At 36.0% G+C, this 17,886-nt stretch carries 14 protein-coding genes, 1 other RNA gene and 1 riboswitch; of the genes, 11 read left to right on the plus strand and 4 right to left on the minus strand.

The window, feature by feature from the left end:
- Window position 1 precedes the first annotated feature (1 nt).
- A complete protein-coding gene (locus tag RQM59_RS04780) occupies window positions 2-706 on the plus strand; it encodes an aspartate/glutamate racemase family protein (RefSeq protein WP_349240940.1) in 705 nt (234 codons plus the stop codon).
- Here the strand turns inward: RQM59_RS04780 and RQM59_RS04785 are convergent.
- Window positions 681-1,823, minus strand: a complete 1,143-nt coding sequence (locus RQM59_RS04785; RefSeq protein ID WP_349240941.1) for an ABC transporter substrate-binding protein — start codon at window positions 1,821-1,823, stop codon at window positions 681-683. The two genes, RQM59_RS04780 and RQM59_RS04785, sit on opposite strands and share 26 nt — an antisense overlap.
- Entirely contained in the window at window positions 1,820-2,857 is a 1,038-nt protein-coding gene (gene guaC, locus RQM59_RS04790) for a GMP reductase (protein ID WP_349240942.1), read from the minus strand. Before guaC ends, RQM59_RS04785 begins: the two co-directional genes overlap by 4 nt.
- Window positions 2,858-2,929: 72 nt before the next feature.
- Window positions 2,930-3,145, plus strand: a riboswitch (cobalamin riboswitch).
- 80 nt (window positions 3,146-3,225) lie between these two features.
- On the opposite strand from guaC, the gene RQM59_RS04795 reads away from it, so the two are divergent.
- The gene (locus RQM59_RS04795) at window positions 3,226-5,160 is read left to right on the plus strand and encodes a TonB-dependent receptor plug domain-containing protein (RefSeq protein ID WP_349240943.1); all 1,935 of its coding nucleotides are present in this window, start codon (window positions 3,226-3,228) and stop codon (window positions 5,158-5,160) included.
- Window positions 5,161-5,229: 69 nt separating this feature from the next.
- Here RQM59_RS04795 and RQM59_RS04800 read toward each other — a convergent pair whose 3' ends face one another.
- The gene (locus RQM59_RS04800) at window positions 5,230-5,742 is read right to left on the minus strand and encodes a DUF7935 family protein (protein WP_349240944.1); all 513 of its coding nucleotides are present in this window, start codon (window positions 5,740-5,742) and stop codon (window positions 5,230-5,232) included.
- A 176-nt stretch (window positions 5,743-5,918) separates the two neighbouring features.
- On the opposite strand from RQM59_RS04800, the gene RQM59_RS04805 reads away from it, so the two are divergent.
- Both RQM59_RS04805 and RQM59_RS04810 read left to right on the plus strand, forming a co-directional pair.
- Window positions 5,919-6,839, plus strand: a complete 921-nt coding sequence (locus RQM59_RS04805) for an ABC transporter ATP-binding protein (RefSeq protein WP_349240945.1) — start codon at window positions 5,919-5,921, stop codon at window positions 6,837-6,839.
- A gap of 25 nt (window positions 6,840-6,864) precedes the next feature.
- Window positions 6,865-7,980, plus strand: coding sequence for an ABC transporter permease (locus tag RQM59_RS04810; protein ID WP_349240946.1), 1,116 nt, complete (start codon window positions 6,865-6,867; stop codon window positions 7,978-7,980).
- Window positions 7,981-7,987: 7 nt separating this feature from the next.
- Here the strand turns inward: RQM59_RS04810 and RQM59_RS04815 are convergent, their stop codons facing one another.
- Window positions 7,988-8,554, minus strand: a complete 567-nt coding sequence (locus tag RQM59_RS04815; protein WP_349240947.1) for a hypothetical protein — start codon at window positions 8,552-8,554, stop codon at window positions 7,988-7,990.
- Between the two features lie 108 nt (window positions 8,555-8,662).
- Here RQM59_RS04815 and RQM59_RS04820 point away from each other — a divergent pair, with 108 nt between their 5' ends.
- The 7 genes from RQM59_RS04820 (at window position 8,663) to RQM59_RS04850 (ending at window position 17,850) form a co-directional block, all read left to right on the plus strand.
- Entirely contained in the window at window positions 8,663-10,984 is a 2,322-nt protein-coding gene (locus RQM59_RS04820; RefSeq protein ID WP_349240948.1) for an ATP-dependent helicase, read from the plus strand.
- Between the two features lie 72 nt (window positions 10,985-11,056).
- Window positions 11,057-11,701, plus strand: a complete 645-nt coding sequence (locus RQM59_RS04825; protein WP_349240949.1) for a DUF4290 domain-containing protein — start codon at window positions 11,057-11,059, stop codon at window positions 11,699-11,701.
- Window positions 11,702-13,012, plus strand: coding sequence for a UDP-N-acetylglucosamine 1-carboxyvinyltransferase (gene murA, locus RQM59_RS04830; RefSeq protein ID WP_349240950.1), 1,311 nt, complete (start codon window positions 11,702-11,704; stop codon window positions 13,010-13,012).
- A 102-nt stretch (window positions 13,013-13,114) separates the two neighbouring features.
- Window positions 13,115-13,648: a nucleotide exchange factor GrpE gene (locus RQM59_RS04835; RefSeq protein WP_349240951.1), complete on the plus strand. Its 534-nt coding sequence runs from the start codon at window positions 13,115-13,117 to the stop codon at window positions 13,646-13,648.
- Window positions 13,649-13,652: 4 nt separating this feature from the next.
- Complete coding sequence (gene dnaJ, locus RQM59_RS04840; protein ID WP_349240952.1) at window positions 13,653-14,774, plus strand: molecular chaperone DnaJ; 1,122 nt, start codon at window positions 13,653-13,655, stop codon at window positions 14,772-14,774.
- A gap of 324 nt (window positions 14,775-15,098) precedes the next feature.
- Window positions 15,099-15,405: RNase P RNA component class A (gene rnpB, locus RQM59_RS04845), an RNA gene on the plus strand.
- 174 nt (window positions 15,406-15,579) lie between these two features.
- Entirely contained in the window at window positions 15,580-17,850 is a 2,271-nt protein-coding gene (locus tag RQM59_RS04850) for an aconitate hydratase (RefSeq protein ID WP_349240953.1), read from the plus strand.
- The last annotated feature ends 36 nt before the right edge of the window (window positions 17,851-17,886 follow it).

Below are 17,886 nucleotides of genomic sequence, written 5' to 3' on the forward strand. Positions count from 1 at the left end.
AATGAAGACCATTGGACTTATAGGAGGAATGACTCCACAATCTACGGTATTGTATTATCAAACCTTAAATGATCTTGCTACAGAATTGTTTGGAGAAAAACATAGCTGTAAAGTAGTAATCAGTTCTGTTAATTTTGGCGAACTCTCTGAGTTGCAATCAAAAGGAAGATGGGATTTGTTGGATGAAATGATGGCGGAAGAAGGTAAAAGATTAGAGTCTGCTGGAGTAAGTTGTATTCTGATTACAGCAAATACGATGCATCTGTGTATAGAAGCCGTTAAAAAAGCGGTGAATGTGCCTGTAATCCATATTGCTGAAGCAACTGCAGCAGCCATTCATCAAAAAGGATTGACTAAAGTAGCTTTGCTAGGAACCAAGTATACCATGGAAAAAACGTTCTATACGGATGTACTGACTAGAGAACATATTGAAACTATTATTCCTAATCAAGAAGATAGAGACGTCATTCATGACATTATATATGGCGAGTTGGCAAAAGGAACGATAAATCCAGTGTCGAAAGCATTGTATCTTGACATTATTGATCGATTGATCTCACAAGGGGCTGAAGGTATCATTCTAGGGTGTACAGAAATTCCGATGTTGGTTTCACAAACAGATGTGAACGTACCGGCCTTTGATACGACCGCAATTCATGCAAAAGCAGGTTTTGACTTTGTTACTGCATCTTCTCAAAGAAAGTAAACTCGTAGTTTGGGAGTAATTCAGGATTTGTTATCTTGATAATATCTTTTAGCACCAGATCTGGTCGGGAAGGAGCCAGTTCGTAATAGATAACACCACCAGTAGCCCCTTTCTTTGTAGAGGGTGTATAGATCTGATCATTTTTAAACGCATCAAACTTAGCATATAGCTTGTTGTTTTTTAGTAATTGCTCTTTGGTAGTGAAATAACCTGGCGCGATCCAGTATTGTGCCGATTGTCCTTTGTCAAATACGCTTTCAAAACTTAAGGATAAACTTCCTTTTCCTTTAGAGTCTTTCCATGGATAGTCCAAATTTGCGTCTTTCAAGTATTGCGCTACAAAGCTCTCTCCAGCAGGTAAATTCCAAATATCCTTGCTCATAACCGCTCCAGAAAGTATAGTGGCTTTATTATTAGCCTTTTTAGCAATCTTAATGGCTTCTAGATAATCTTGCTCAATGGTTTTAAAAATACTATCCGCTTCTTTCTCTTTGTTGAGGAGTATTCCAAAGAATTTGATCCATTCTGCTCTTCCTAAAGGCGTTTCTTCTAACCAATCGCCATTTAAGACAACAGGAATTCCGGCATTTTTTACAATGTCATACGACTTGTCTTTTCCATACATCGAAAAACCAACGATCAATTCAGGCTTTAAATCAATTAGAACCTCTGTGTTTAATTCTGCTTCTCTACCGAGTTCTTGTATTTTTCCAGCGTCAATTAAAGCTCTTGTTTTTTTAGAAGACACATATTTTGTATGAGGAAAACCTATAAGGTTTTGTTCTCCATTTAGTAGTTCAATCATGGGAATATGTGTCGTAGAAGTGGCTACCATTTTCTCTATAGGAACCAACAGTTCGTTCGGCATGTTATCAAAAAGAACAGCGTCTTTACGTTTTGTGAAGATCGTATAAGTAATCGTATCCTTTGAATTTAGAAAAGGAGAGATGATGTGTAGTTTTTTATATTTTTTAAAATACTGAATTTCAAACCCTTTAGCATACTTTAATTCAATTATAGGTTTAATATTTGATTGATCTTCTTTTTTAGCCTTTTCTTCCTTACATGCTGTGAAAATCAGCGTAAAAATAATTAGAAATTGGATGTGTTTTCTCATGAAAAAATTTCGTTTGCTTGTTCTTGAACTCTAATAAATGTGGTTCTTTTTGTTAACTCTTTTAATCTACTTGCACCAACATAGGTACATGTAGAACGAACACCTCCAAGAATATCCGTTACCGTGTTGTGTACATCACCGCGAAAAGGTACTTCAACGGTCTTACCTTCCGAAGCTCTATATTCTGCTACACCACCAACATGCTTATTCATAGCGGTCTCAGAACTCATGCCATAAAAGATCTTGAATTGCTCACCATTTCTCTCAATCATTTCACCACCACTTTGTTCATGACCAGCCAGCATACCTCCTAACATTACAAAATCAGCACCGCCACCAAACGCTTTTGCTACATCTCCAGGAATTTTACATCCACCGTCCGAGATAATTTGTCCACCTAATCCGTGTGCCGCGTCTGCACATTCTATAATGGCTGATAGTTGTGGGTACCCAACACCAGTTTTAATACGTGTTGTACAAACAGAGCCAGGGCCAATCCCTACTTTTATGATATCAGCTCCTGCAAGTAATAGCTCTTCTACCATTTCTCCCGTGACTACATTTCCAGCTAGAATAACTTTGTTAGGGTGTTGCTCTCGCATCCTTTTTACAAAATCAACAAAATGCTCAGAGTATCCATTGGCAACATCAATACAGATAAAATTAATTGTAGGAAACGATTTTAATATGGTCGCTACTTTTTTCTCATCATTCTTACTTGTTCCGGTACTTACAGCAATGTTTTTAAGTACCTCGTCGCTTGCATTTGTAGCGAATGTTGACCATTCTTCTAAAGAATAGTGTTTATGAATGGCAGTAAACATATGGTGCTTTGCCAGAGCTGTTGCCATTTCAAATGTTCCAACTGTATCCATATTTGCAGCCATAATGGGCACTCCTCTCCAAGAGTTATTGCCATGCAAAAAGGAGAACTCGCGTTCTAGACTTACCTGAGATCGAGATTTTAACGTAGATCTCTTAGGTCGGATCATGACATCCTTAAAACCTAAGCGTAACTCATTTTCTATTCTCATTTTAGTAGAATTTACGCTTCGAAGATATTAAATCTTCCTTTCATTTCTTTGGTTTGTTGATAAGATTATCTATACATTTGCAGTGATTTTGGTTTCATTATCGGCTTTCGCTGGTAATGAATTAAAAGGGAATTCGGTGAGAATCCGAAGCTGTTCCCGCAACTGTAAGCTGTAAAGCTTGTAACTGCAACTTTTTACCACTGTCTAAGACTGATATTATTCAGATAAAGATGGGAAGGTTAGTTACAAGACGCAAGTCAGGAGACCTGCCTCAATCATGAGTAAAAAACTTTCGGGATAAAGGTTTGTGTACTAACATTACGCAAAAGAATTTACCTGATTTATTTGTAAGAATTAAATCATTATTAATGAAAAAACAACATGTGATTGTTGGTGTGGTAGCGGCATGCTTACTATGCACAAATTTGTCTGCACAAGAAAAAAAGCAAGACAAAAAAGAAAAAAGAGAAGTCTTAGATGAGGTTGTTGTAAGTGCAACGAAGTTTGAGTCTAAAAAAGAGAATACCGGTAAGGTAATTTACAAGATCACCCAAAAAGACATTTTGAACAATACTGGAAAAACAGTATTGGACCTGTTAAACAATGTGCCGGGTATTGAAATCAAAGGGCTAAATACGAACCCTTCTGAACCCAGAAGTACATATGTACGAGGAGGAAGAAGTAGACAAGTATTGGTATTGATTGATGGAGTACCTGTATCGGATCCATCTGGAATCAATCAAGAGTACGATCTTCGATTATTATCGTTGAATCAAATTGAAAGTATTGAAGTCTTAAAAGGAGCATCTTCAACCTTATATGGTACAGGAGCAGCAACAGGTGTGATCAATATCACCCTTAAGAAATCTTCTAAGAAATCCTTTAAAGTAGGGTATGAAGTGAGCTTAGGTACAAACAATACGGCCGAATCTTCGAACAACGCATTATCTGATAAGAGTGGAAACCTTTATATCAGTGGAACATCTGATAAGGTAAACTACTTAGCATCGGTAAACGTAACTGGTGTAAATGGCATGTCTTCCGCAAGAAGCAATACGGCAACCGTTTTTGAAAACGATCCATTTAGTAGCACCAATGCTATGTTCAAATTAGGATATGAAGTGAACGAAGATATTTCTGTTGAGGCATTTTTAAACTATGATACGTTCGATTTTGACTACGATGCAGGAAACTATGCAGATGCTACCGTTAATAATGGTGAAAATAAGCAAATTAGATTCGGAATAAGACCTCGATTGAAATACGATAATGGAGAGTTTTATGCACTGGCTACGGTAAATAAGATAGAGCGAGTAAATGTAAATACATCTACTTTTTTATCGGAAGGTAGAAGTGTGAATGTAGATTTGGTAAACAAGTTTAGTTTCGCTGAAGACCAATTTCAATTGATTACTGGATTTAATTATCAGGAACATAGTAATAATACGGTTTCACCTTTCGGAAATATCGATAAAGATGTAGCGAATTTTAAAACTAATGACCCATATGCCTCTATGGTGTATATTTCTGATTTTGGTTTAAGTGCCACAGCAGGGGCTCGATATAACATGCATAGCGAATATGGAAACCATTTAGTATACGATGCAAATGTTTCTTACAACGTATTTGAGGACAAGGATTATAACCTTCGATTGTTAAGTTCTTATAGTAGTGCTTTTATAGCGCCTAGTACATATCAGTTGTTCTCGGCATTCGGAAATACAGATCTAAAACCTGAAACAAGTAAAACAGTAGAATTTGGATTTAATTCATCCTATAAGGACTGGCTAGATTTTAATGTGGTGTATTTTGATAGAACTGAAGAAGATGCATTTGTTTTTCAAGGCTTGAGTGTACCTCCTTTTGGAATCTATATGAACTCAACCAGCGAGATCAAGGTAAATGGAATAGAGTCTGAAATTACAATTAGACCTATAGATAATGTAAGATTATTGATTGGATATACCTATACGAACAAGGATCAGGATGTTGATTATATTCCTGAAAACAAGATAGTTGCAACAGCAGAGGTTAGTGTAATTAAAAATACATTCGTATCTTTAGTGTATCGCAATACAGGGGAAAGATTAGCGAGATATTTTGATTCAACTACGTTTATGACGGTTTCGCAAAACCTGCCTAGCTATCAACTGTTAGATTTTAACGTTAATTATAAAGTGTTAGACGGTACCATAACATTGTTCGGTGCAGTAACAAATCTTTTCAACGAGGACTACGAGGATATTATAGGATACTCAACTAGAGGTAGAAATTACAAACTAGGTATGAGATTACAATTATAGCCCCCCAGACCCGTAAACTGCTTGCAGTTTATACAATGAAAACCTCTTCAGAAATGGAGAGGTTTTTAATTATAGAATTTTTTTCACTTCACTTTTAATAAATGCAATCGCTGTATCCGTAGGAGGAAGTGTTTTGGAATAATCTAATAATACATTTTCTCTAAGATCGTTAGAAGAATTTGAGTTCTCAGCTACTTGCTTTAATTTATTTATAATTGCAGTTTTAGAAGTAATAATAACACTCCAGCATTGATCAGATATATATATTTGCTGCACCATATTGTGCTCAAACTCTTGTTCAATGTTTCCAATAAGAAGCTGTAAATAACTATCAGTATTATCTCCAATAGGTTTTACTCTTAATAACATTTTTACAGGATTGATGCGCTCGCAAAACAACAACATACGTTCATAGGCTTGCAGTTTAATAGGGAGTGAATCTTTTTTCTTACTAGCCAAAAGTTCTAACTTCTTCTCTTTGTTATTTTGTTTTAAAAAGCCATTGAAAATATAAAATGCCACGCCACCTGTCACAATCGCTGGCAGTGTATACAATAATCCTTCTATAATCTTGTCTTCCATATTTCAAAAATATCTTTTTAGAATGGTTTAGTCAAAAGATAGGCACTTAAAAAAAAGTTATTTTTTAATTTCTAGGAGAGATTTACAGTTCGTCCGCTAAAAAGTACGTTTCGGTCATTTCCTTTATGCTCGATAGAATTCTTTGCTCAATTTTGACCAGAAATTAATAACTAACCATGATACAAGTACACCACCTTTCCAAATCATTCCAGTCTGTAAAAGCCGTAGATGATATTAGTTTTACCATTGCTAAAGGCGAAATATTTGGTCTTCTAGGGCCAAATGGAGCTGGAAAGTCGACCACATTAAATATAATGAGCACTTTGTTGAAAAGCGATGTTGGGCGCATTCTTATTGAAGGAGAAGAAATAAAACCCAATTCAGAAGCGAGTAAACGATTAATCGGAGTAGTGCCACAAGAAATTTCACTCTACGACGAGTTATCCGCATATGAAAACCTACTGTTTTGGGGAAACCTGTACGGAATTCCTTCAAAGGAATTAAAAGGACGTATTGATCATACGTTGGAATTGATAGGTCTATTGGATCGTAAAAAAGACTTGATAAAAACGTATTCAGGAGGGATGAAGCGAAGAATCAATATTGCAGCCTCATTATTGCATGAACCGAAGATTTTACTAATGGATGAGCCTACGGTTGGAATTGATCCACAAAGTAGAAACCGCATTTTTGAAGTGGTAGAAACTTTGAATAAACAAGGAATGACCATTGTATATACTACACATTATATGGAAGAAGTGGAACGATTATGTGATAGAATTGCCATTATAGATTCAGGAAAAATTGTTGCACAAGGAACACAAAAGGAATTGCAAGAATTAGTTGACACTAAAGAAAATATTCAGTTGGAATTTGATTTTCTTTCTACAGATCAAGTAGCTAAACTGTCCGAACTACTTTCACGCAATATGATTCAAAAGGAAAATCAATTAATTATAGAAAGTAGTATTAAAGAACTGTCTAACATTATTACTGCAAGTAATCAATTAGGATTGGCAATCAATGATATTCAATTACAAAAAGTGAATCTAGAAACCATTTTTCTTTCGCTTACTGGTAAACAACTAAGAGATTAAGATACTAACGAAACAATAACCAACGATGATACTTAAAATATTAAAAAAAGACCTAAAAGTTGACTTTGCTGACAAAAGAGGCATATTACTAACTTTTCTATTACCGATTATTCTAATCACATTATTTGCCTTTTCTTTTGGAGGAGTAGGTAGAAAAAAGAGTGCACCAAGGCCTAGTACATTATTAGTCATAGATAAAGATTCTACCAAAACATCAAAAGATTTTATTGCGAAGTTGGACGCTATGTCAACACTAAGAGTGGTTTCTCTAGAGGAAGAGGCTGCCATAGAGCGTATTCAAAAAGGAAGAAATACAGCAGCGATGGTGTTTGGAAAAGGATTCGAAAAAGCTGTTCAAAACGATAGCAGATTACCCATTGAGGTAAAGTATGATGCAGCGAGAGAGATACAAGCTCAAATGGTTTTGGCGGTAGTTAGAGGGAGATTGATGCATAATTTTGGTGATTTAAAAGCACTAAATAAAGTGAATGTTCGAATGACATCAGTGATTAAAGAAACCAGCAATAAACCCAATCCAGGTTTGGTGCAGGCAGTAGCTGGAACTGCAGTTATGATGCTGCTGTTTAGCGTGGCTGCAATAGGAGGAGGTATATTGGATGAAAAAGAATCTGGAACCTTAAAACGTTTGTTGACCTCTCCAGTAAAACCGATGCATATCCTCTTGGGTAAAATGGGAGCGGCCATGGTCGTTTCTGTGATTCAATTGACAGCTATGTTCATTTTTGCATGGCTTGCTTTTGGGCTCCCCATTTTTATGGACACGCTATCTTTAGTGTTGTTGATTCTATGTATTTCATTTGCCGTATCGAGTTTTGGCGTATTCCTGGTGTCTACTGTAAAAACACGTCAACAATTGAATGGAATGAGTACCATAATTATTATTTTAATGTCGGCTATAGGTGGTAGTATGATTCCCATTTCTATGATGCCTGGCTTTATGCAAGATATCGCGGGAATTAGTGTCAATTATTGGGGAATACAAGGTTTCTTTGATATATTTTGGAGGCAGCTACCTTTACTTGAGATCGTTCCGAAAATGTTAATCCTTCTTGGGATTGGATTGGGAATGACACTAGTATCATCATACTTATTTAAAAGAAACATTGTGAGTTTTGAATAAGTGTCAGTTACAATATACGTACACTCATAAATTGATCGATGAGTATCAGTGCCGAAGTGAAAATCAATGTAGCAAATAAGGTAGTCAGTTGAAATTTCCGATCTAAGCGATATCTTTTAGAGGTTTGATACACCAAATAAAACAAGAAAGCGCTAATAATAAAAGGAAGTGTGTACAGCCCAATTCCAAGGTATTCACTAATTCTACCTTCATCATTTGGACTAATTATATTCATTACACCCGCTAAGGATCGCATATAAAAGGCAATAAACAAGAAAAGGTATAAATGCTTACTCCATGTTTTTTGTAGGAATATAAAAACAATGATTGCCTGAAAAATAGTAATCAATGGACCCGAAGCCGAAATAAGAAATCGATGCCATTCAGAAACATCCTGACCCTTTACAGGAGAAGCGGTATTTAAAGTCATCATGGTGTCATAACCTAATGATTCGCTCGTTACCCAATGGGCAAATTCATGTAATATCCAAGTTGTTACTACTGCAAGTAGCGCAGTAAAAACATATCCAAATGTAACGCGTGTATCTGTCATATTCAGGTGTTGTGCTATCATTAAGACTATTGAAGAGTATAATTGTTACCTTATCTATCAAATTGTCAATAACTTTACTTGTTGCTATCCTCCAAGAATGGTATTTTTGAAGCTCTTAATATTTTTCGATTGGCTAATTACTTAGATTCTTTAAATCCCGCTCAAAAGCAGGCTGTTTTGCAGAAAGATGGACCTATGATCATTATCGCTGGAGCAGGCTCGGGGAAAACACGTGTACTAACGTATAGGATTGCGCATTTAATGAACAGTGGAGTAGATGCGTTTAATATTTTGTCCTTGACTTTTACCAATAAAGCGGCTCGTGAGATGAAAGAACGAATTGCGGCAGTAGTGGGTGCGAGTGAAGCTAAGAACTTGTGGATGGGAACATTTCACTCAGTGTTTGCAAGAATATTAAGAGCAGAGGCAGATAAGTTAGGGTTTCCATCAAACTTTACCATCTACGATACACAAGATTCTGTACGTTTGATCACTGCTATTATCAAAGAGATGGGACTCGATAAAGATCGATACAAGCCGAAACAAGTGTTAAGTAGAATCTCATCCTTTAAAAACTCCTTGATTACAGTACGCGCATACTTTAATAACTCAGATCTTCAGGAAGCTGACCTCATGGCAAGTAGACCGAAGGTAGGTGATATATATAGGGAGTATGTAGATCGATGTTTTAAGTCAGGGGCAATGGATTTTGATGACCTGCTACTTAGAACAAATGAGGTATTGGCAAAATTCCCAGATGTATTGGCGAAGTATCAAGATCGATTTAGATATATATTGGTAGATGAGTATCAAGATACGAACCATTCACAATATTTAATTGTAAGAGCTTTGGCCGATCGTTTTCAGAATATCTGTGTAGTTGGAGATGATTCACAGAGTATTTATAGCTTCAGAGGTGCGAATATTCAAAATATTTTAAGCTTCCAAAAGGATTATCCGGATGTAAAAACATTTAAGCTAGAGCAAAACTATCGTTCTACGAAGAATATTGTTAACGCTGCGAATTCAGTCATTGAAAAAAATAAAACAAAATTAGATAAAGAAGTATGGACCTCTAATGATGATGGTGAATCTATTAAGGTGATGTGTACTGTTTCAGATGGAGAAGAAGGACGTTTTGTTGCGCAATCCATTTTTGATAATAAAATGAATATGCAACTGAAGAATGATCAATTTGCAGTCTTATACCGAACAAATTCTCAATCCAGGGCGATGGAAGATGCGTTGCGTAAAAAGAGTATAGATTACAAAATTTATGGAGGCATTTCTTTTTATCAAAGAAAGGAGATTAAGGATATTTTATCTTATTTACGATTATTGATCAACCCAAACGATGAAGAGGCCTTAAAAAGAGTTATTAACTATCCAGCAAGAGGTATTGGTGCTACTACTATTGATAAATTAACGATTGCAGCAAATCATTATAAGAAATCTATATTCGAAATTTTAAAGCATCTAGATAAGGTTGATCTTAAAATTAATGCAGGTACGAGAACCAAATTGCAGAATTTCTTAAATATGATACTTCGTCTACAGATAGAAGCACAAACCAAAAACGCGTTTGATATTGCAGATACGGTTATTAAAGAAACAAGACTGGTCAAAGACTTAGAAAGTGATGGGACTCCAGAAGCTGTAAGTAAAGTTGAAAATGTTCAGGAGTTGTTAAACGGAATAAAGGATTTTATTACGGATAAAACGGAAGAAGGAAATGATGCCTCTTTAACTGCATATCTAGAAGAGGTTGCTTTGTATACTGATCTTGATGCCGATAAAAAAGATGATAAACCAAAAGTATCTTTAATGAGTATTCATCAGTCAAAAGGTTTAGAATACCCATATGTATATATTGTGGGTCTGGAAGAAAATTTATTTCCTTCTGCCATGAGTATGAATACAAGAAGTGAGTTGGAAGAGGAACGAAGACTGTTTTACGTAGCCTTGACTCGAGCAGAGAAAGTAGCATATCTTACCTATACAAAAACAAGATATCGTTGGGGAAAGTTGATTGATTGCGAACCGAGTCGATTTCTGGAAGAAATCGATGAAAGGTTTTTAGAATACATGACTCCTAAAGCACCAATAGGCGCTACGAATCGATTTATAGATGCAGGTCTATTTGACGATGCACCAAAAAAAATACGATTTCAGAAACCGATTCAACGTAAGCGAGCAGAAAAGGAGCAAGCAAAAAAAACTACATTTACGCCTCCCAAAAACTTAAAGAAAGTTTCACAGACATCTTCAGGTGGTAATCTATTTGATGATAAAATTACGGTCGGAAATATTGTAGAACACAATAGATTTGGTAAAGGAGAAGTTATTAAGTTAGAAGGAGCTGGAGCCAATAAAAAAGCCGAGATCCAATTTGGGACTGCCGGGAAGAAAAATTTACTATTAAAATTTGCGAACCTTAAAGTAATAGGATAGTTTTATAGGTAGCAAACAAAAAATAAATGGTTAATTTGCAACCACTACAAAAAAGAGATAAAAAAAGATATAATGACATTTGATATAGAGTATAATTCAGAAAGACCACATTTAATCATACCAGAATATGGAAGACATATTCAAAAATTAGTTGATCATTGTGTTGCTTTAGAAACCCAGGAAGAACGTAACACAATGGCGAAAGCAATAGTGGATGTTATGGGTAATTTACAACCACATTTACGAGATGTTCCTGATTTTAAACATAAACTTTGGGATCAGTTATTCATTATGTCTGACTTTCGTTTGGAAGCAGATGCACCTTACGAAAAACCATCTAAGGAAGAATTACAAGGAAAACCAGAACCATTAGCATATCCTAAGTCTGCGTCTAAATATCGTTTCTATGGAAATAATATTCAAACCATGATCGATACGGCGTTAAGCTGGGAAGACGGAGACATGAAAGAAGCTTTGGTTTTTACCATTGCCAACCATATGAAGAAATGCTTCCTAAACTGGAACAAGGACACCGTAGATGATGATGTTATTTTTAATCATTTATTTGAACTATCTCATGGAAAGATTGACATCAGAGCTACGGAGGAAAAATTGGCAGAATCGAAGAGTTTGTTAAAGAAGAGGAGCACTCAGGGGCAAGGAAAAGGAAAGGCTAAAGGAAAAAATCATCATCAGAATAAAAATAGAAAAAGATAAATGGCTTCATTTAAAATAGAGGGTGGACATAAACTAAAAGGTACAATCATTCCGCAAGGGGCAAAAAATGAAGCACTTCAGGTTATTTGTGCTGTGTTGCTAACGGCTGGTAAAGTACGTATAGATAATATACCCGATATTGTTGATGTGAATAAACTCATTTTTATACTAGGTGAACTAGGTGTAAAAATTGAGAAGTTAGGCGCAAATTCGTATAGTTTTCAGGCGGATGAAATCGATCTAGATTATTTAGAATCGGCAGAATTCAAGCGTGATGGAAGTTCATTAAGAGGATCTATCATGATCGTTGGACCTTTATTGGCTCGTTTTGGTAGAGGTTATATTCCTAGGCCCGGAGGAGATAAAATAGGACGAAGAAGATTGGATACACATTTTGAAGGGTTTATTCGATTAGGTGCTACATTTAGATACAATCGAGAAGAATATTTTTATGGAGTAGAGGCCGAGGAGTTACATGGTGTTGAAATGTTATTGGATGAGGCTTCTGTTACAGGAACGGCTAATATTTTAATGGCTGCGGTTCTAGCGAAAGGAACTACTACGATCTACAATGCTGCTTGTGAACCCTATATTCAACAGCTTTCGAAAATGTTGAATAGTATGGGGGCGAAGATTGAAGGTATTGGCTCTAATTTATTAACCATTAATGGCGTTGAATCGTTGGGAGGTTGTGAGCACAGAGTACTCCCAGATATGATAGAGATTGGAAGTTGGGTCGGTATGGCAGCTATGACGCAATCTGAATTAACCATCAAAGATGTAAGTTGGAAGGACCTTGGTCAAATACCAAATGTTTTTAGAAAACTAGGAATTCAGCTAGAAAAAAGAGGGGACGATATCTATATACCAGAGCAAGATAGTTATGAAATTCAGAGTTATATTGATGGTTCTGTATTGACGGTAGCGGATGCTCCTTGGCCTGGATTTACACCAGATTTATTGAGTATAGTTTTGGTAGTGGCCACTCAGGCAAAAGGGACGGTATTAGTGCACCAAAAAATGTTTGAAAGCCGTTTATTCTTTGTTGATAAACTGATTGATATGGGTGCTAAGGTAATTTTATGTGATCCGCATAGAGCTACAGTTATTGGGCATAATCGTCAGTCACAGCTCAAGGCAACGAAGATGACATCTCCAGACATACGTGCAGGGATCTCATTACTAATCGCCGCATTATCTGCAAAAGGAACCAGTATTATAAATAATATTGAGCAAATTGATAGAGGGTACGAAAACATTGAAGCCCGATTAAAGTCTATTGGAGCTAAGATCGAACGACTAGAAGATTAACAAAAAATAAAATAACAACTTATAATAGTGCCAGTTTGGCACTATTTTTTTATTGGCAACATTATTGCCTATAAATTGTTTACAATTTAACGACAACAAAAAATGAGTACCAAAGAAGATATTCAAGAAGAAAACATAAAAAACGCAGCTGAAGAGCCGCAAATTGAAGAAAATCAAGAGGTTACGAATGAGGAGCCTACTGTAGAAGAATTAATTCAGGCAGAAAAAGATAAATACTTAAGACTATTTGCTGAATTTGAAAACTATAAAAAAAGAACTACAAAAGAGCGAGTAGAATTGTTCAAAACGGCAAGTCAAGAACTTATGACATCTTTACTGCCAATTATGGATGATTTTGACAGAGGTTTACTTGAGATTAAAAAAGCGAAGGATAAAGAATTATTAAAAGGAATGCAATTGATCAATGATAAGTTCAAGAGTACATTAACTCAGAAGGGCTTAACTGAGATCAAAGTAAAGCAAGGAGATGCATTTGATGCAGAGATACATGAGGCTATCACGCAAATTCCTGCTCCTTCAGATAAATTGAAAGGAAAGATCATAGATGCTGTTGAGAAGGGATATAAACTAGGAGATAAAATTATTCGCTACCCAAAAGTTGTGATAGGACAATAAAGTTATGGCAAAACAAGATTATTACGAAGTATTAGGAATTTCTAAATCAGCATCTGCAGCAGAGATCAAGAAAGCGTATCGAAAGATGGCGATCAAATACCATCCGGATAAAAACCCTGATGATAAAGGAGCTGAGGAAAAATTTAAGCAAGCTGCTGAAGCATATGAGATCCTAAGTGATGAGAATAAAAAAGCACGATACGATCAGTACGGCCATGCTGCATTTGAAGGCGGTCAAGGTGGTTTTGGCGGAGGCGGAATGAATATGGAAGATATTTTCAGTCAGTTTGGAGATATTTTTGGTGGCGGCTTTGGCGGTTTTGGTGGTTTCGGAGGCGGCGGTCAACGACAGGCTAGAGTGAAAGGTGGAAACATGCGTATTCGTGTAAAACTTACATTAGAAGAAATTGCTACTGGTGTAGAGAAAAAAGTTAAAGTTAGAAGAAAAGTACAAGCGGACGGAGTTTCCTATAAAACGTGTACCACCTGTAATGGTTCTGGTCAGCAAATGCGTGTAACCAATACCATTTTGGGAAGAATGCAAACAGCTACAACATGTGGTGTTTGTAGTGGTACAGGAGAAATCATTAATAGTAAGCCTAACGGATCTGATGCACAAGGGTTAGTCGTAGAAGAAGAAACAGTTTCTATTCAAATCCCTGCTGGTGTTACAGAAGGAGTGCAGTTAAAAGTAGGAGGAAAAGGAAACGAAGCTCCTGGTAAGAATTCTATTTCAGGAGACCTTTTAGTGTTGATTGAAGAAATTCCGCATGATACATTGAAAAGAGAGGGTACCAATATTCATTACGACCTGTATGTTAATTTTTCTGAAGCAGTACTTGGAACAAGTAGAGAAATTGACACTGTTACAGGTAAAGTAAAGATCAAGATTGATGCTGGAACTCAATCAGGTAAAATACTACGATTAAAAGGAAAAGGTCTTCCTAGTATTGAACGTTATGGAAAAGGTGATTTCTTGATCCATATTAACGTTTGGACACCTCAAGAATTGACAAAAGAACAAAAACAATTTTTCGATAAAATGAAAGATGACGAGAACTTTGTTCCGGATCCAAAGAAATCTGACAAGTCATTTTTTGAGAAGGTAAAAGACATGTTCTCTTAATGTTGAATAAATACCAATTGTTTTAACAGAGAACGTATTAAACTATGTTAATAAAACTCAATAAACCTTAGGCTTATTGAGTTTTTTATTAGATATAAATACTTGTAAACTAATTCGTTATAAAATAAAATTGAATTTAATTCAAAAAAAACATTAAAATTCTGTTAATGTTTTACAAAATATTGTTGTACGTAAAGAAAAGATTAATATATTTGTATCGTTGTTGATTTATCAGCAACACTTTTTCTTTTTCATAGCAATTTTTCCCACTCAATCTTTGAGTGGGTTTTTTTATGGGATAAAGTTGTACTTTTGCTGGATAATTAAGCAAGTCAGCCTTATCGCTTTATGTATATAAAGAGGAAAGTCCGGACACCATAGAGAAGCATAATGGATAACATCCATCCGATGTAAATCGAGGACCAGTGCAACAGAAAGAATGTACAGTTAGGCTGTAGTGAAACCAGGTAAACTCTATGCGGTGCAATGTCACGTATATTAGAGATTGAGAACTTCTCGTTCGATTCTAAGGGGTAGACAGATAGATTTTAAAAGCAATTTTAAAACTAGAGAAATGATAGGGATTCTTACTAAAGAAAAACAGAATCCGGCTTATTGACTTGCTTTTTTATTTTGTCAATTTGATAAAAAAACCTCTTTCTAATATTCTTTTTTTATTGAATAATCAATATTTTAAAGTTTAAATAATAATTGTTTATTAATTCAATCAATTCACTGTTTATTTTTTAAAATTCAATCTAAATGACTAATTTTGTGCCACGAAAAATCACTAAAATTTATTGATATGGCTTTTGATATTGAGATGATAAAGAAGGTTTACGAAAACGTTGTAGAGCGCGTAGATGCTGCCAAATCGTTGACAGGTAAACATTTAACTCTTGCCGAGAAAATCTTATACTCGCATTTATGGGATGGAACCCCTGCTAAAACGTTTACTAGAGGAGCAGACTATGTAGATTTTGCACCAGACAGAATTGCTTGTCAGGATGCAACAGCACAAATGGCATTACTGCAATTTATGCAAGCTGGTAAAGAAAAAGTAGCCGTACCAACTACTGTACATTGCGATCATTTAATTCAGGCAAAAGTAGGAGCATCTCAGGATTTACAAAGTGCGTTAAATACGAGTAATGAGGTATTTAACTTTTTGGAGTCAGTATCCAATAAGTATGGAATTGGTTTTTGGAAGCCAGGTGCTGGTATTATTCACCAAGTAGTTTTAGAAAATTATGCATTTCCTGGAGGAATGATGATCGGAACTGATTCACATACTGTTAATGCTGGAGGGCTCGGTATGGTGGCAATTGGAGTAGGAGGAGCGGATGCAGTAGATGTAATGGCTGGAATGCCTTGGGAGTTGAAATTCCCTAAACTAATCGGAGTAAAATTAACAGGTAAACTATCTGGATGGACAGCTCCTAAAGATGTTATTTTAAAAGTTGCTGAGATCTTAACTGTAAAGGGAGGAACTGGAGCTATTGTAGAATACTTTGGACCTGGTGCAACGGCAATGTCATGTACAGGTAAAGGAACCATTTGTAATATGGGTGCAGAAATAGGAGCTACAACTTCTACTTTTGGATATGATGCATCTATGGAACGTTATTTAAGAGCGACTGATAGAGCAGATGTAGCAGATGCAGCAAACGCAGTTAAAGATTATCTTACCGCAGATCCTGAAGTATATGCTAACCCAGAACAGTACTTTGATCAAGTTATTGAAATAAATCTATCAGAATTAAATCCATTATTAAACGGTCCATTTACACCAGACTTGTCAACTTCGGCAGGAAAGGAAATGACAGAAAAAGCAAATGCTAACGATTGGCCATTACAAGTAGAGTGGGGATTAATTGGGTCATGTACAAACTCATCATATGAAGATTTGTCTAGAGCATCGTCTATTGCACAACAAGCATTGGATAAAGGACTTGCTGCGAAGGCTGAGTTTGGAATCAATCCAGGTTCAGAAAAAGTACGTTATACAGCAGATCGAGATGGAATCTTGAATGTATTTGAAAAATTAGACGCTAAGATTTTTACGAATGCTTGTGGACCATGTATTGGTCAGTGGGCTCGTTATGAAGATCCTAAGAATGCACCAAAGAATAGTATTATTCATTCTTTTAATAGAAATTTTGCAAAGAGAGCGGATGGAAACCCGAATACACATGCCTTTGTGGCATCGCCAGAACTAGTTGCGGCGATTACGATTGCAGGTAGATTAGACTTTAATCCAATGACAGACACCTTAGTTAATAACAACGGAGAAGAAGTTATGTTGGATGAACCAACAGGTTGGGAATTACCACCTAATGGCTTCGAGGTGAAGGATGATGGATATTTAGCTCCAGAAGCAGATGGAAGTGGTGTAGTGGTTACAGTAGATCCATCTTCTGAGAGACTTGAGTTGTTGACACCTTTTACGCCTATTGGTAGTGAAATTAAAGGAGCAAAATTGTTGATTAAGGCACATGGTAAATGTACAACAGATCATATTTCTATGGCAGGACCATGGTTACGATACAGAGGTCATTTAGATAATATCTCTAACAACTGTTTAATTGGAGCTGTGAATGCCTATAATATGAAGACCAATTTTGTGAAGAGTCAGATTGATGGTGAGTATGACGCTGTACCTAAAACACAACGAGCATATAAAGCAGCGGGAATTAAATCGATCGTAGTTGGAGATCACAACTATGGTGAAGGTTCTTCTAGAGAACATGCAGCTATGGAGCCACGTCATTTAGGAGTGGTTGCCGTATTGGTAAAATCTTTTGCAAGAATTCACGAAACGAATCTAAAGAAACAAGGAATGCTTGGATTAACTTTTGTTAATGAAAGCGATTATGATCTAATTCAAGAAGATGATACGTTCAACTTCTTAGACTTAGATGCTTTTGCTCCAGGTAAACCATTAACCATTGAAGCAGTGCATGCAGACGGTAGTAAGGATATCATTATGGCGAATCATACGTATAATGCTGGTCAGATAGAATGGTATAATGAAGGTTCCGCCTTGAACTTAATTAAAAAACAAAATAACGCATAATAGGCGATATTAGATTAAAAAACTCCTGAAGAAATT

Origin of the sequence: Asprobacillus argus, assembly GCF_032248395.1 — a bacterium.
Taxonomy (GTDB): Bacteria; Bacteroidota; Bacteroidia; order Flavobacteriales; family Flavobacteriaceae; genus Polaribacter; species Polaribacter argus.

Excerpts from the sequence above, each read along its gene's own strand:
- RQM59_RS04810 (WP_349240946.1), top strand. The coding sequence starts at position 6,865 with ATGATACTTAAAATATTAAAAAAAGACCTAAAAGTTGACTTTGCTGAC.
- RQM59_RS04780 (WP_349240940.1), top strand. The coding sequence starts at position 2 with ATGAAGACCATTGGACTTATAGGAGGAATGACTCCACAATCTACGGTA.
- RQM59_RS04825 (WP_349240949.1), top strand. The coding sequence starts at position 11,057 with ATGACATTTGATATAGAGTATAATTCAGAAAGACCACATTTAATCATA.
- RQM59_RS04800 (WP_349240944.1), bottom strand. The coding sequence starts at position 5,742 with ATGGAAGACAAGATTATAGAAGGATTATTGTATACACTGCCAGCGATT.
- RQM59_RS04805 (WP_349240945.1), top strand. The coding sequence starts at position 5,919 with ATGATACAAGTACACCACCTTTCCAAATCATTCCAGTCTGTAAAAGCC.
- RQM59_RS04795 (WP_349240943.1), top strand. The coding sequence starts at position 3,226 with ATGAAAAAACAACATGTGATTGTTGGTGTGGTAGCGGCATGCTTACTA.
- murA (WP_349240950.1), top strand. The coding sequence starts at position 11,702 with ATGGCTTCATTTAAAATAGAGGGTGGACATAAACTAAAAGGTACAATC.
- RQM59_RS04785 (WP_349240941.1), bottom strand. The coding sequence starts at position 1,823 with ATGAGAAAACACATCCAATTTCTAATTATTTTTACGCTGATTTTCACA.
- dnaJ (WP_349240952.1), top strand. The coding sequence starts at position 13,653 with ATGGCAAAACAAGATTATTACGAAGTATTAGGAATTTCTAAATCAGCA.
- guaC (WP_349240942.1), bottom strand. The coding sequence starts at position 2,857 with ATGAGAATAGAAAATGAGTTACGCTTAGGTTTTAAGGATGTCATGATC.
- RQM59_RS04835 (WP_349240951.1), top strand. The coding sequence starts at position 13,115 with ATGAGTACCAAAGAAGATATTCAAGAAGAAAACATAAAAAACGCAGCT.
- RQM59_RS04850 (WP_349240953.1), top strand. The coding sequence starts at position 15,580 with ATGGCTTTTGATATTGAGATGATAAAGAAGGTTTACGAAAACGTTGTA.
- RQM59_RS04815 (WP_349240947.1), bottom strand. The coding sequence starts at position 8,554 with ATGATAGCACAACACCTGAATATGACAGATACACGCGTTACATTTGGA.